The sequence below is a fragment of the Achromobacter piechaudii NBRC 102461 genome (genome assembly GCF_001571245.1).
GTDB classification, from domain to species: Bacteria; Pseudomonadota; Gammaproteobacteria; order Burkholderiales; family Burkholderiaceae_B; genus Achromobacter; species Achromobacter piechaudii.
In genome coordinates, this window is record NZ_BCTK01000006.1 from 879,895 (window position 1) to 892,208 (window position 12,314).

General features: G+C 64.9%; 12 protein-coding genes. 1 reads left to right on the forward strand and 11 read right to left on the reverse strand.

Annotated features, from left to right (window positions below; all coding sequences use genetic code 11):
* Nucleotides 1-12 precede the first annotated feature (12 nt).
* Nucleotides 13-642, reverse strand: coding sequence for a nitrogen fixation protein NifQ (locus API01S_RS16085; protein WP_050731078.1), 630 nt, complete (start codon nt 640-642; stop codon nt 13-15).
* A gap of 258 nt (nt 643-900) precedes the next feature.
* Here API01S_RS16085 and API01S_RS16090 point away from each other — a divergent pair, with 258 nt between their 5' ends.
* The gene (locus tag API01S_RS16090) at nt 901-3,381 is read left to right on the forward strand and encodes an ankyrin repeat domain-containing protein (protein ID WP_084802444.1); all 2,481 of its coding nucleotides are present in this window, start codon (nt 901-903) and stop codon (nt 3,379-3,381) included.
* A gap of 214 nt (nt 3,382-3,595) precedes the next feature.
* Here API01S_RS16090 and cyoD read toward each other — a convergent pair whose 3' ends face one another.
* The 10 genes from cyoD to API01S_RS16140 all read right to left on the reverse strand — a co-directional run bounded on the left by cyoD (nt 3,596) and on the right by API01S_RS16140 (nt 11,986).
* Nucleotides 3,596-3,946, reverse strand: coding sequence for a cytochrome o ubiquinol oxidase subunit IV (cyoD, locus tag API01S_RS16095; RefSeq protein WP_006221326.1), 351 nt, complete (start codon nt 3,944-3,946; stop codon nt 3,596-3,598).
* Nucleotides 3,946-4,560 (reverse strand): cytochrome o ubiquinol oxidase subunit III, encoded by a 615-nt coding sequence (gene cyoC / locus API01S_RS16100; RefSeq protein ID WP_006221325.1) that lies wholly within the window; start codon nt 4,558-4,560, stop codon nt 3,946-3,948. Before cyoC ends, cyoD begins: the two co-directional genes overlap by 1 nt.
* Nucleotides 4,561-4,563: 3 nt before the next feature.
* Complete coding sequence (gene cyoB, locus API01S_RS16105; protein ID WP_006221324.1) at nt 4,564-6,540, reverse strand: cytochrome o ubiquinol oxidase subunit I; 1,977 nt, start codon at nt 6,538-6,540, stop codon at nt 4,564-4,566.
* A gap of 2 nt (nt 6,541-6,542) precedes the next feature.
* Complete coding sequence (cyoA, locus tag API01S_RS16110; protein ID WP_039884475.1) at nt 6,543-7,451, reverse strand: ubiquinol oxidase subunit II; 909 nt, start codon at nt 7,449-7,451, stop codon at nt 6,543-6,545.
* A gap of 258 nt (nt 7,452-7,709) precedes the next feature.
* Complete coding sequence (locus tag API01S_RS16115) at nt 7,710-8,261, reverse strand: response regulator transcription factor (protein WP_006221322.1); 552 nt, start codon at nt 8,259-8,261, stop codon at nt 7,710-7,712.
* Nucleotides 8,262-8,265: 4 nt separating this feature from the next.
* Nucleotides 8,266-9,468, reverse strand: a complete 1,203-nt coding sequence (locus API01S_RS16120) for an ATP-binding protein (protein WP_061305248.1) — start codon at nt 9,466-9,468, stop codon at nt 8,266-8,268.
* A gap of 214 nt (nt 9,469-9,682) precedes the next feature.
* Nucleotides 9,683-10,054 carry a DUF4148 domain-containing protein gene (locus API01S_RS16125; RefSeq protein ID WP_039883550.1) on the reverse strand — a complete coding sequence of 124 codons (372 nt, stop codon included), beginning with the start codon at nt 10,052-10,054 and terminating at the stop codon, nt 9,683-9,685.
* Nucleotides 10,055-10,323: 269 nt separating this feature from the next.
* Nucleotides 10,324-10,824 (reverse strand): copper chaperone PCu(A)C, encoded by a 501-nt coding sequence (locus API01S_RS16130; protein ID WP_006221319.1) that lies wholly within the window; start codon nt 10,822-10,824, stop codon nt 10,324-10,326.
* 49 nt (nt 10,825-10,873) lie between these two features.
* On the reverse strand, nt 10,874-11,497 hold the full coding sequence (locus API01S_RS16135) for an SCO family protein (RefSeq protein ID WP_006221318.1): 624 nt from the start codon (nt 11,495-11,497) through the stop codon (nt 10,874-10,876).
* Nucleotides 11,498-11,560: 63 nt separating this feature from the next.
* A complete protein-coding gene (locus API01S_RS16140) occupies nt 11,561-11,986 on the reverse strand; it encodes a DUF2946 family protein (protein ID WP_061305250.1) in 426 nt (141 codons plus the stop codon).
* Between the last annotated feature and the right edge of the window lie 328 nt (nt 11,987-12,314).

The following is a 12,314-nucleotide window of genomic DNA, read 5'->3' on the forward strand; positions in this document are numbered from 1 at the left end:
GACTGCGCGCGTTCAGTCGGGCGCGTTCGGATAGCAGATGTCGTGGTCTTCGCACTGCGGGCAGCCGGGCGCGGCGGAAGGGGGCAGGCCGGCATGCTCGCACGCGGAATAGGCCAGGAATTTTTTCCAGCGCAGGTTGCGCGAATTGCGCATCACCAGGCCCGGATAATGCCGCGCCAACAGGAAGGTGACGTCTTCGCGCCCGGACAGGCCCAGGTCGCGCCAAAGGTGGTCGGGCCGCAGGCAGGCGTGCGCCAGTACGCCGGTGACCCAAGCCGTGGTGCTGGGCTCGGGCGCGCGATAGGCTTCGAGCAGCACACGCATCAGCAGCGTGAAGCCCGGTTGCGGATCGCCCCGGCCGCTTGCCGCGTATTCAGCGTATTGCTCGATGAATTCTGCCAGCCGGGCGTCTTGCGAATCCAGCGCACCGGGGAAAAGATGATCCATCAGGTCCGCGATTTCCTGCGGGCACAAGCCGCTGCGAGCCAGATCGTGATGCGCAAGGCTGGTGCCGATCACGGTGGCGAAAAAGCCGGCGTCGGGATGGCTGGGCGGTGCGTGATGCAGCAGGGCGCGGGCAAACCGCTGGGCCGACATGGCGATGTCGGCATGGGCGGGAGTAGAAGTCAGCACGGCGTCCATGGCAGGGGTAGCGGCGTTCGCTAAAGTAATTCTGATGTTAATGAAGTCGTTATGTTGCGAAATATATATCGAAAGCTGTGTCAGGCTTGCGATATTGTGGACAAAATGGTCTCAGGACATACCCGAACGGCCGCACGGGCAAACGGCGTCGCCAGCGGCTCTACAGAGGGGGACAGGGCGCGCGAGTATCATCGGCATCCTTGCACTTACCGGGTTTCCCCTAGAATGCCGCGCAGCTTCCGTCCCGCAGTTTCCCGATTGTTTGGCGCCGTCCTGGTGGCGTTGGCGGGCGTGTCGGCGTCACCGCCGGCCGCCATGGCCTACGACGTGGGGGCCGTCATCGATGCGATGCGCCTGTCGCGCTATCCGCTGCGCGAACCGGAGCGGCGCGCGTGGGGCACCGAGAACGTCAAGGACGCGGTGCTGGTCGGACAGATGGAAAACCGGCTGTACCTGTATCGCTACGTGCGCGCGGACGGCAAGGCGTTCAACCTGGATTTCCGCTCGCAACCGCTGGTGATCGATCCATCGACCTGGACGGCAGCCAAGCAGGAAAACGTAGAGGTCAGAACCCCGCGCGAGGGGCAGACGCAATACTGGGTGGGCTACCGCTACAACGGCGAAGACGACACGCAAGCCAAGGGTTTTCTGGTCGGCCCGGACGGCGTGGCCGCGGCTGTCCAGGCGGACGCAAGCGTGGCGGTCATCACGGCCGATCGGCCCTGGACCGACGAGCGCCGGGCGCAGGCCTTGGCGACCTTGCGGCCCGCCTTGACCGACTATCCCGTGCGCCTGAAGTCGTTTCCCGCCGACGTGCGCTTTGAATATCGAACGCCCGTGTACGTGACCGCCACGTTCCGCACGCTGCATCAGGTGGCGCGCGCCATTCCGCGCGCCAAGACGGCTGAGTTCAGCCGGGCGCTGGCGGACCTGCGCCGTTTCGTGATGGAGCAGGACTACCGCGAGATCGACCCCACGGGCAAGGACCCGGACATGTTGACGGCATTGAACGACTACGGCTTCTGGCTTGCCGAGTCGGGCGATACCGAGCAGGCCGACCGCATCCTGACCGATGTGCTGCGACGCGACCCCGCGCGCACGGCGGCTTATCTGAACCGCGCCGACGCCCGCTATCAACAGCGCACCAAGACACGCGACAAGCGTGATTATTTCGAGGCGCTCGCGCGCGAGGACTATCGCCTGTACTGCTCGCGCAAGCTGGCGGCCGGTGAACCCATTCCGGCCAACATCGCCGCCCGCATCGGCGCGGCGCTGAATGAAACGTCCCTGAGCGCGCAGGTCTGCCGGCCGCGCCTGGCGATCTTCAAGGCGATCCAGTCAGACGACCTGAACGCGGTGCGCGCCGAGTTGGCGGCCGGACAGGATCCGAACGGCGTCAACGAGAACGGCACGTCGGCGCTGGCGGTGGCGGTATCGCGCAAGCAGCTGGACACGGTGCAGGTGCTGCTGGCGGCAGGCGCGCGCGCGGATGGTCCCAACAACGGCTACGTGCTGCTGGCCAGCGCGCTGCCCGACGGCCGCGACACACGCCCCGCCGAGACGCGTTACGCGCTGGCCGATGCCTTGATCGCGGCCGGCGCGCCGTTGGACACGCCCGATTCCAGCGGCATGCCGTTGCTGGTGCGGCGCATCTCGTATTCCGGCGCAGACAAGGACAACCTGAACTACCTGCTGGCCAAGGGCGCCAACCCGAACGTGCGCGAAAAGAACGGACGCTCCGCGCTGCACGCCGCCATGCAAAGCCCCAAGACCTTGTGGTTCGCCGAGGCGCTGCTGGCCAAGGGCGCGGACATCAACGCCGCCTACGTGCGCATGTACTACGGCCCGCGCGGCATGTGGGAAACGCCCTTGCTGGAAGCGCTGCGCGACAGCATAGACAAGGAATTCACGCCGACGGCGGTGTATCCGGTTTCCGAGCGCGTGAACTTCGCGCTGGCCCATGGCGCGGACCCCGCCATCGGTGGCTACAGCGCCAGCAAGACGCCCGAACGCAATGGCTTGAACGAAGCGCTGACCCTGGCCGCGCGCACCTTGCAGCCCGCGCTGGTGGACCGCCTTGCGCAAGCCGCCCAGCCACCGCGCGCCCCCTTGACGCCCGAATCGCTGTCCAGCCTGTTGATCGTGTGGAACCGGATGGAGATGGGCGCGGCCGGCAAGCCGAACGGCGAGCAGTGGGACGGCCAGCGCGCCAAGCTGCGCGCCACGGCCGAGCGCTTGCTGGCGGCCGGCGTGCCGCTGGCGCGAGCCGATGACGCAACCGGCGTGGCCAACAACAACATCGCGCCGCTCAGTCTGCCGTGGCTGCCCGACGACCTGTACCTGCAATGGCTGCAACAGGGCGCGAACCCGTCGGACAGAACGGACCCCGGCATACGCATCGAGGGCGTGGTGGACGCCGACGCCTTGCCGCTGGTGACGATGCTGCGCGTGGGCAACGAGCCCAAGGCAACGATGTTGATGGACCACGATGCGGACCTGTACCGCAGCCCGTGGCGTTGCGGCATGGCGGTGGCCGACGTGCTGGCCTGGCAATTGGGCAATAACGGCCCCATCGGCCCGACGGGGGCGCGCGCGATCCGGCAGGTGCTCGATGGCGCTCAGGGCGCGGCCAGTTGCGATCTGAATCAGCAGTCGCGCGTGCAGCCTTTCGTCGGGGTGAGCGCCCGCGATCTCGCCACGCGGGCCAACGTGAACCTGACGGTGAAAGCGCCGGGCTGATAGGCCGCGCGCAGATCGCTGCGCGGGTTGGCGGGGAGCAGGGCTGACGACGCCATGCCGGCACTCGCCGTCCTGCTCACGTTCCCGGGCAGAAAGAACCCGGGCTGGCGCAAACCCGCCGCCCGCCCACCATCCCAAATCCCCAAAAAAAACAGGCGCCCGAAGGCGCCTGCGTCTGTTGCGGCGGCCCGTCAGGGCCGGTCGCAAGCCGTCATTACATGGCGTGGCCCATGTTGACGTTCATGTTGTACAGCACCCATGCCGAACCGCCGACGATGATGGCGATGATCAGCACGGTGAAGACGAACGCGGACAGGTTGTCGCGCGATTCCTTCGAGGAACCCATGTGCAGGAAGTACACCAGTTGCACCAGCAACTGGAGCACGCACAAGGCAACCACGCCGATGATGGTGATGGTGTGCGACAGGGCGCCGTGCATCACCAGGCCGAACGAGCCGAAGGTGAGCAACAGCGAGAGCACGAAACCGATGATGTAGGACTTCAGGCTGCCGTGGTCGGCGGCGTGATCGTCGTGGCCGTGTGCGGCCGCAGCGGAGTGCGACATCAGATGGCTCCCAAAAGATAGACGAAGGTGAAGACGCAGATCCAGACGATGTCCAGGAAGTGCCAGAACAGGCTCAGGCACGCCAGACGACGCTTGTTGATCGAGTCCAGGCCATGGCGGCGGATCATGTCCAGCATCACGATGATCCAGATCAGGCCGAAGGTGACGTGCAGGCCGTGCGTGCCGATCAGCGTGAAGAACGCCGACAGGTACGCGCTGCGGCCCGGACCGGCGCCTTCAGTGATCAGGTGATGGAATTCCCAGACTTCCATCGCGATAAAGCCCGCGCCGAACAGAAACGTCACCATCAACCAGCCCATTGCGCGGGACTTGTTGTTGGCGTGCACGTTCAGGTTGGCCATGCCGAAGGTGAAGCTGGAGAACAACAGCAACAGCGTTTCGACCAGCACGAACTTCAGGTCGAACAATTCCTTGCCCGTGGGGCCGCCCGCGGTGGCGTTGGACAACACCGCGAACGTGGCGAACAGCACCGAAAAGATCAGCAAGTCGCTCATCAGATAGACCCAGAAACCGAAAACGGTCTTGGATCCATCGTCGTGATGCGCGTGATCGTCGTGACCCGCGTGGGGGTGAGTGGCTACGGCTTGAATCATGGCTCAGGCGGCCTTCTGCATTTTGTCAAAGTGAGCGTTTTCGATGCGTTCGACTTCCGCGGCCGGGACCCAGTAATCGACGTCGCGATCGTAGGCGCGGGCGATGAACGAACCGACCATGCCGACGAAACCGGCGATGGCGAGCCACCAGATGTGCCAGATCAGCGCGAAGCACATCACCAGGCCGAACAGGCCGATGTATACGCCGGCGCCGGTGTTCTTCGGCATGTGGATGTCTTCGTACTTGGCCGGGCGCTTGTAGGCCTTGCCGCTTTGCTTGTCTTCCCAGAACTGGTCCAGCTCATCGACGTGAGGAACGTGGGCGAAGTTGTAGAAAGGAGCGGGCGACGAAATCGACCATTCCAGGGTACGGCCATCCCAGGGATCGCCGGTGACGTCCTGGTTCTGCTTGCGTTGGCGAACCGACACGAACACTTGCTGCAACAGGAACCAGATGCCCAGCATGATCAGCGCGGCGCCAGCCAGCGCGACCAGCAGGTACGGCTGCCATTCCGGGTTGTCGTAGTGGTTCAGGCGACGCGTCATGCCCTTGAAGCCCAGGATGTACAGGGGCATGAAGGCCATGAAGAAGCCGACGAACCAGCAGTAGAACGAGTAGCGGCCCAGGCGCTCATTCAGCGTGAAGCCGAACGCCTTGGGGAACCAGTAGGTCATGCCCGCGATACAACCAAACACCACGCCACCGATGATGGTGTTGTGGAAGTGGGCGATCAGGAACAAGCTGTTGTGCAGCACGAAGGACACGCCGGGGATGGCCAGCATCACGCCGGTCATGCCGCCGATGACGAAGACGATCATGAAGCCCAGCGTCCACAGCACCGGCGTCGTGATGCGCAGGCGGCCGCGGTAGATGGTGAACAGCCAGTTGAAGATCTTCGCGCCCGTCGGGATCGAGATGATCATCGTCGCTATGCCGAAGAAGGCATTGACGTTGGCCCCCGCACCCATGGTGAAGAAGTGGTGCAGCCAGACCAGGAACGACAGCACGCCGATGGCGGCCGTGGCGTAAACCATGGACTTGTAGCCGAACAGGGTCTTGCGGGCGAAGGTGGCGACGATTTCCGAATACACGCCAAACGCCGGCAGCACCAGGATGTAGACCTCGGGGTGGCCCCAGATCCAGATCAGGTTCACGTACATCATGACGTTGCCGCCCATGTCGTTCGTGAAGAAGTGCGTGCCCAGGTAGCGGTCCATGGTCAGCAGCGCAAGCGTTGCAGCCAATACGGGGAAGGCGGCGACGATCAGCACGTTGGTGACCAGCGAGGTCCACGTGAAGATCGGCATCTTCATCAGGCTCATGCCCGGTGCGCGCATGCGCAGGATGGTGACGATGAAGTTGATGCCGCTAAGTGTGGTGCCCAATCCGGAGATCTGAAGCGCCCAGATGTAGTAGTCCACCCCGACGCTTGGGCTGTAGTCCAACCCTGACAGCGGCGGATAGGCGAGCCAGCCGGTCGCGGCGAATTCGCCCACGAACAGCGAGATCATCATCAGTGCGACGCCAGCGCCGAACAGCCAGAAGCTCAACGAGTTCAGGAACGGGTAGGCCACGTCGCGCGCGCCGATCTGCAGCGGCACCACGATGTTCATCAGCCCGGTAATGAAAGGCATCGCCATGAAGAAAATCATGATGACGCCGTGGGCGGTGAAGATCTGGTCGTAGTGGTGCGGTGGCAGGAAGCCGGCAGAGTCGGCGGAAGCGACCGCCAGCTGCGTACGCATCATGATGGCGTCGGCAAAGCCGCGCAGCAGCATGATCAGGGCGACGATGATGTACATCACGCCGATGCGCTTGTGATCCACGGACGTCAGCCATTCCGTCCAGAGGTACTTCCACTTGCCGAAGTAAGTGATGGCGCCGAAGACCGCTAGGCCTCCCAGGCACACGGCGGCCAGCGTAACCATGACGATAGGTTCATGGTACGGAACGGCCTCGAGGGTGAGTTTCCCGAGCATTGTTAGTTAATTCCTGCGATCAGATTGTTCGACGTGGACGTGCACGTGGCGGAGTCCACACCGGCCATCTTGGACATCGTGCTGCCCAAGACGAAATCAAACATGGCGGGAGGCGCCGACGAATACTTGACGACCGGGTTGCGTTCGCTGCGCTTGGTCAGCTCTGCATAGACTTCGGGGGTCAGGGCCGTGGGAGCCGCCTTGGCTTCCTTGATCCAGTTGTCGAACCCTTCCTGCGACATGGCGATGGCCTTGAAGCGCATGCCGGAGAAACCGGCGCCGCTGTAGTTGGCCGAGATACCGGCGTAGGTGCCGGCTTCGCGCGCATTCAGGTGCAACTTCGTTTCCATGCCGGCCATCGAGTAGATCTGGCTGCCGAGCTGCGGAATGAAGAACGAGTTCATCACCGAGGCCGACGTGATCCGGAAGTTGACCGGGACGTCCACGGGGAACGCGATCTCGTTGACCGTGGCGATGTCGTATTCGGGATAGATGAACAGCCACTTCCAATCCAGCGACACCACCTCGATGGTGACGGGCTTGTGTTCGGATACGAGCGGCTTGTAGGGATCCAGCGCGTGCGTGGAGCGCCAGGTGATCACGGCAAGAATCGCCACGATGATACAAGGAACGGTCCAGACCACGATTTCGATCGCCGTGGAGTGAGCCCACTTGGGCTGGTAGTCAGCTTTGGTATTGGATGCGCGGTATTTCCAGGCAAAAGCCAGGATCATGACGATGACCGGAATCACGACGATGAGCATGAGCCCCGTCGCCGTGAACAGCAAAGTCTTTTCCTGGGCGCCAATATCTCCCTTGGGGGAGAGGATTTCCATGTTGCAGCCGCCAAGCAGCATGACCGCGCCGACGCCAAAAATGCGCGTAAGGGTCGCAAGGAGGGGGTGTTTCACGTACAGCCTTGGATGGAAGGTGGGAAATGCTGCATAGCAGCGGGGCGAAATGCTGCCAAGCAGCAACGTCCATCCTATCGGCTTGATATCCATCAAGCATGCGACGAAAGGTCGCATTGCCTGGGAGGAATCTGTCCTCATGGGAACAGATTCAGGGTTTTCCTAGGGGAGCAATCGCCCCGGAGGAGGTGCAGGGGGTGCGACGATATGTCGCACCTGCACATGGGGTGTTGTAAAGATGTATCGCACCCGCACAAATCAATCCACGAGCACTTCGCGCTCCGGCCCCGGTTTTTTTGCCAGCTTGCGCTGAAGCGACCGGCGGTGCATGCCCAAGAGGCGCGCCGCTGCCGAAACGTTGCCGCCAGTTTCGTGGAGCGCCTGGTGAATGTGCTCCCATTCTAGGCGGTGCAACGGTGTCATGGTCGTTTCGATGGTAACGGATTCTGGCTTCACCAAGCCCAGGGTGCGCAGGATCATCGGCGCCGTGGCGGGCTTGGGCAGGTAGTCGTCCGCGCCGCGCTTGATGGCCTCGACGGCGGTGGCCACGCTGGCGTAGCCGGTCACCAGCAGGATGCGCATGTCGGCGCGCAGGGCGCGCAGCGGGCGGATCAGCGTCAGGCCGGAGTCTTCGCCCAGGCGCAGGTCCACCAGCGCGAAGGCCGGGCGGATTTCCTCGGCCACGCGCAAGGCTTCGGCGATGCCCGTGGCGGTGCGGGTTTCCAGGCCGCGACGCGACAGGCTGCGCTGCAGGGTGCGCACGTACAGTTCGTCGTCGTCGATCAGAAGGCCAAGGTCGGTAGGGTTCATCACTTCAAGTTCCGGGGTTGCCCAGGGGCAGGTAAAAGCGGATGCGGGTGCCTCCCCCAACGGCGGCGGTCATGGTCATTTCGCCCCCCAGCTGTTCGACGGTGGCGTGCGACAGCGCCAGGCCCACGCCCAGCCCTCCCGGCTTGCCGCTGTTGAACAGGCTGGTCGCGGGCAGCAGGGTCTGGTCGGGGTCGAAGCCCCGTCCGTAATCCCGCACTTCGCCACGCAGGGCGCCATAGCCATATTCCAGATGCAGATCCACGCGCGGGTTGTCGGCGGCTTCGCCGGCATCCGCTGCGTTGTTCAGAAGGGCTTGCAACAAATGCGCGATCGCCGGATCCACCCGCAGGCTGGTGGGCAAAGTGCCCGAGCGTTGCAGGTCGATCGTCGGCCGGATCAGCCGCCATTGACCGACCACGCGCACCAGATCCACGGCGGTTGGGACAGCCAGATTGCGGATGCGTTCCCGGCAAAGTGCCAGCAATTGGCTCAGGGTGGACACGTCTTCGCGCAGCTCCTCGTCCTTGACCTCGGCGGCGATCTCGTCGGCCAAGAGGGTCATGGTGGCCAGCGGGGTGTTCAATTCATGCGCCATCGCGGCGGCATGGGTGGCCAGCGCGACGATGCCTTCGTTGCGCGTGAAGCGTTCGCGCAGCCGGGCAAGCTCGCGCTCGCGGGCGCGCAGGTCCGAGGCCAGGCGGGTGGAGAACACCAGCACCACGACCACCGAAATCAGGAAGTTGGCGCCCAGCCCCCACAGCAGCAGCGAATGCGTGTCCACGTCGCCGCGTAAGGGCTGGCCGAAGATGGCCGCCGCCGCATAGCCCGAAATGCCCGCCAGCGCGGCCGCCAGCGCCCAGTTGCGCGGCAGGGCCAGCGCCGCCAGCGCGGTCAGGATCAGGAACATCATGCCGAACGGGTTGCTGATGCCGCCGCTCCAGCCAATCATCCAGGACAGGGCGGCCATGTCCACCAGCAGATGGCCGAATGCCGTGGCGTGGGACAGGTCGCGGGGATGGCGCAGCCGCAGGCTGGCGTAGGCGTTGAAGCCGATCAGCACGCCCACGCCGATCCACAGAGGCTCAAGCGGCAGGGCAAGGCCCAGCACGCTGCTGGCCAACAGGATGGTGGCGGCTTGGCCGGCGATGGCGAGCCAGCGCAGGCTGCAAAGGGTACGCAGGAATGAAAAGGCGGAACTACCGGGCATATCCAGACACAGAGTTGCCGGCGAGCCCGCCGGCGGGTCAAGCGCCCGGCGGCGCGGAACGCAGGCATCCGGCGCGCGGCGCGGAAGGCCGGCTGCCGCCGGGCCTGGGGTCAGGCGCCGACGGTGGATGTGCTGGCATTGTATGGCGATTCAGCGGGATACGCTGGCGGTGGGGGCATATGTGCGTCCCCAATAAACAGCGGCGGTCGGTTGGCTAGTGGATGTCAGACATGCCGCTGTGCGCCATGGCCGGGGGCGGATAGTCTTCCTCGTCGGACGCCATCTGGCCCTGCATCTGCGCCTGCTGCAATTCCTGGTCGACCTGCGCGCGGCTTTCCGAGGGGCCCGTGGCCATCGCGGGGGGATAGTCTTCCTGGCCGAAGCTGTACTGGCCGTGGGCCTTGGCCTGCGCCAGTTCCTGTTCGACCTGATCGCGCGACTTGGCGACCGGTGCCGGGTAGGCGACGCGCCAGTCTCCGTAGAGATCACGCTTGTACTGGGGGGCTTGCGCCGACGGTTGGGCTTGGACCGCGCCCGCAATGCTCAAGCCAGCGCACAGCAATAGGGTAGTGGTGAGGGTCTTCATGTAACGCTCCTGGCAAACAAAGCCTGCGGCCAGTGTGGCCGCGCCGTCGCCCGCGATGCTCCGTCGGACGATTTCCTGGATGTGCAATGCCTGGCCGGGCACATGAAAACGGCGCGCGTCCGGTCTTTTCGATTCGACCGGACGCGCGCCGTGGCGTTGCAGGAAAGCGGGCGGGGCGGCCCGAAAGGTATTTCAGCCGTGCAGCACAGGTGTCATTGTGCTTTCAACGGGCTGCCCGCGTGGCGCTGCCTCTATATATAGAGAGGCGGTCAGTGCCCGTGCGAGGCGGGCGCGGCGCCAGCCTTCGCATTCAGCGCGCGCGCCTCGGCCGTGACCGGCACGCGGTGTTGCTGCTGCTGCGCGTCTTCCACGATCAGGGTCAGCGCAACGTGGTCGCCCGGGGTGATCTGGCGGGCCAGGTCGATCAGCATGACGTGATAGCCGCCCGGCTTGAGCTCCACCTTCTGGCCGGCAGGCAGGTCGATGCCCGCCACTTGCCGCATCTTCATCACGTCGTCCTGCATGGCCATTTCGTGCACTTCCACGTGCTTGGCGGCGTCGGACTCCACGGCGACCAGGCGGCCCGGCGTGGGCGAGGTCAGTTGCATGAAGACGCCGGTGGCGTGCTGGTTCGGCACGGTGGCGCGCACCCATACGTCTTCTGCCTTGACGGCGTCCTGCGCCAGCGCGGCGGGGGCAAAGCCGGCCAACGCGGTCAGGGCGATGGCGGCGGCCAGGGATTTGAGCGAGAGCTTGTTGGTGTGGGTCATGAGAATTCCTATGTCTTTATATATAAGGAGGGGCTGCGTCGCGGCGGCGTCACAGCACGGTGCGCAGATCTTCCACGCACTCTTGGGCGCTCTGCTGGTGGCGCAAGGCCACGCGCAGCTTGCCCTGGGCGTCGATGAGGTAGGTCAGCGCGGTGTGGTCCATGGTGTAGGACGAGCCCGTGGGCACCTTCTGATAGAACACCTTGAACGACTGGGCGGCGGCGCGCGTCTGTTCGGCGTTGCCGCGCAGACCCACGAAGCCGGGGTCGAACGCCTGCGTGTAGGCGGCCAGGATCTCGGGCGTGTCGCGCTCGGGGTCTACGGTGATGAACAGCACACGCAGCTTGTCGGCGTCCGCGCCCAGCAGCGCCTTGATCTCCAACGCGCGCGTCAGCGCCGTCGGGCAGATGTCGGGGCACTGCGTGAACCCGAAGAACAGCATGATGGGGTGGCCGCGATAGTCGGCCAGCGTGCGCATCTGGCCGCTGGTGTCTTGCAGTTGGAAGTCGCCCGTCGGCATGCTGGACAGATCCATGCCATGCAGCTTGGGAGCAGCGGGGCCGCAACCGGTAAGCGCCAGCAGGGCCAGTGAGGACAGCAGCAGGCGTCGGCGCGGATCGGGCGCGTGCAGGGGCGTCGCGCCGGACGGCGCGAACAGGGTAGGGAAACGCATGAAAACCTCTTGGGGTGACGAGTCGGCAAAGCGCGCGGCAGGGCCGTGCGCATCAGGCGGAAGTCAGACCCAGGATGGCGGGGCGCGCGAACCCAGCGGCGGGCCATGCGCGGCCAGCGCTGGCAGTGCGCGGTAAGCGGGTGGGGGCGGCGCGTAGCGGCCCACGGGCAGAACGATGGGGGTGATGAAGGGCAGGGGCGCGGGCGCCACATGCGCCAGCAAGCCGAACGGACACTGCGCGCCGGTCTCGGCGGCGTCGTGCCCGGTCTTGCCGCCAGGCTCGCCGCCCAGCGCCAGGCTCAATGTGGATAAGTCGCCCGCCGAGGAACAGAACGTGACTTCAAGCCGGCCATCGTGCAGCGCCCGCACGTCGGGCATGTAGCCGGCCGGCACCAGCGCGCGCAAGGTCAGGGCCAGAAGCGCCAGCCACAGCACGCCGCGAACGCGCGCGGCGCTTTCCAGGCGGAAGAGGCGGGTCAGGTCGGACATGGCGGCATTCTAGTTCACGCGCTGCGACCAGTCGCCTGCGTCCCGGCGTCGCACCAGCAAGTTGGGAAGCACCCGTAACAGGCAGAGCGGATTTCTGGCGGTCGTGTCGGTCATACCCATGTCGGTCCTTGCAAACGCTTTGATTCTTGATGGCTCGGGGCCTGGTGATTCGCGGCTTATACATTCCCCGGGGCGCGGTCGCGTATCGCTTGCTTGCACCGGCGCGCGAAAATCTTGGTACCCTTGAACGCAAATTCGTTCAACCCGCCATGTCCGCGCCCCAGGTTTCAGTGCTTTCCTTGCCCGTTCAGACCCTGCCTCCGACTCT

What these genes read in the sequence shown, in the direction of transcription:
- API01S_RS16085 (WP_050731078.1), bottom strand. Translation starts at nt 642, where the DNA reads ATGGACGCCGTGCTGACTTCTACTCCCGCCCATGCCGACATCGCCATG.
- cyoD (WP_006221326.1), bottom strand. Translation starts at nt 3,946, where the DNA reads ATGTCGCACTCCGCTGCGGCCGCACACGGCCACGACGATCACGCCGCC.
- cyoC (WP_006221325.1), bottom strand. Translation starts at nt 4,560, where the DNA reads ATGATTCAAGCCGTAGCCACTCACCCCCACGCGGGTCACGACGATCAC.
- cyoB (WP_006221324.1), bottom strand. Translation starts at nt 6,540, where the DNA reads ATGCTCGGGAAACTCACCCTCGAGGCCGTTCCGTACCATGAACCTATC.
- API01S_RS16115 (WP_006221322.1), bottom strand. Translation starts at nt 8,261, where the DNA reads ATGAACCCTACCGACCTTGGCCTTCTGATCGACGACGACGAACTGTAC.
- API01S_RS16120 (WP_061305248.1), bottom strand. Translation starts at nt 9,468, where the DNA reads ATGCCCGGTAGTTCCGCCTTTTCATTCCTGCGTACCCTTTGCAGCCTG.
- API01S_RS16125 (WP_039883550.1), bottom strand. Translation starts at nt 10,054, where the DNA reads ATGAAGACCCTCACCACTACCCTATTGCTGTGCGCTGGCTTGAGCATT.
- API01S_RS16130 (WP_006221319.1), bottom strand. Translation starts at nt 10,824, where the DNA reads ATGACCCACACCAACAAGCTCTCGCTCAAATCCCTGGCCGCCGCCATC.
- API01S_RS16135 (WP_006221318.1), bottom strand. Translation starts at nt 11,497, where the DNA reads ATGCGTTTCCCTACCCTGTTCGCGCCGTCCGGCGCGACGCCCCTGCAC.
- API01S_RS16140 (WP_061305250.1), bottom strand. Translation starts at nt 11,986, where the DNA reads ATGTCCGACCTGACCCGCCTCTTCCGCCTGGAAAGCGCCGCGCGCGTT.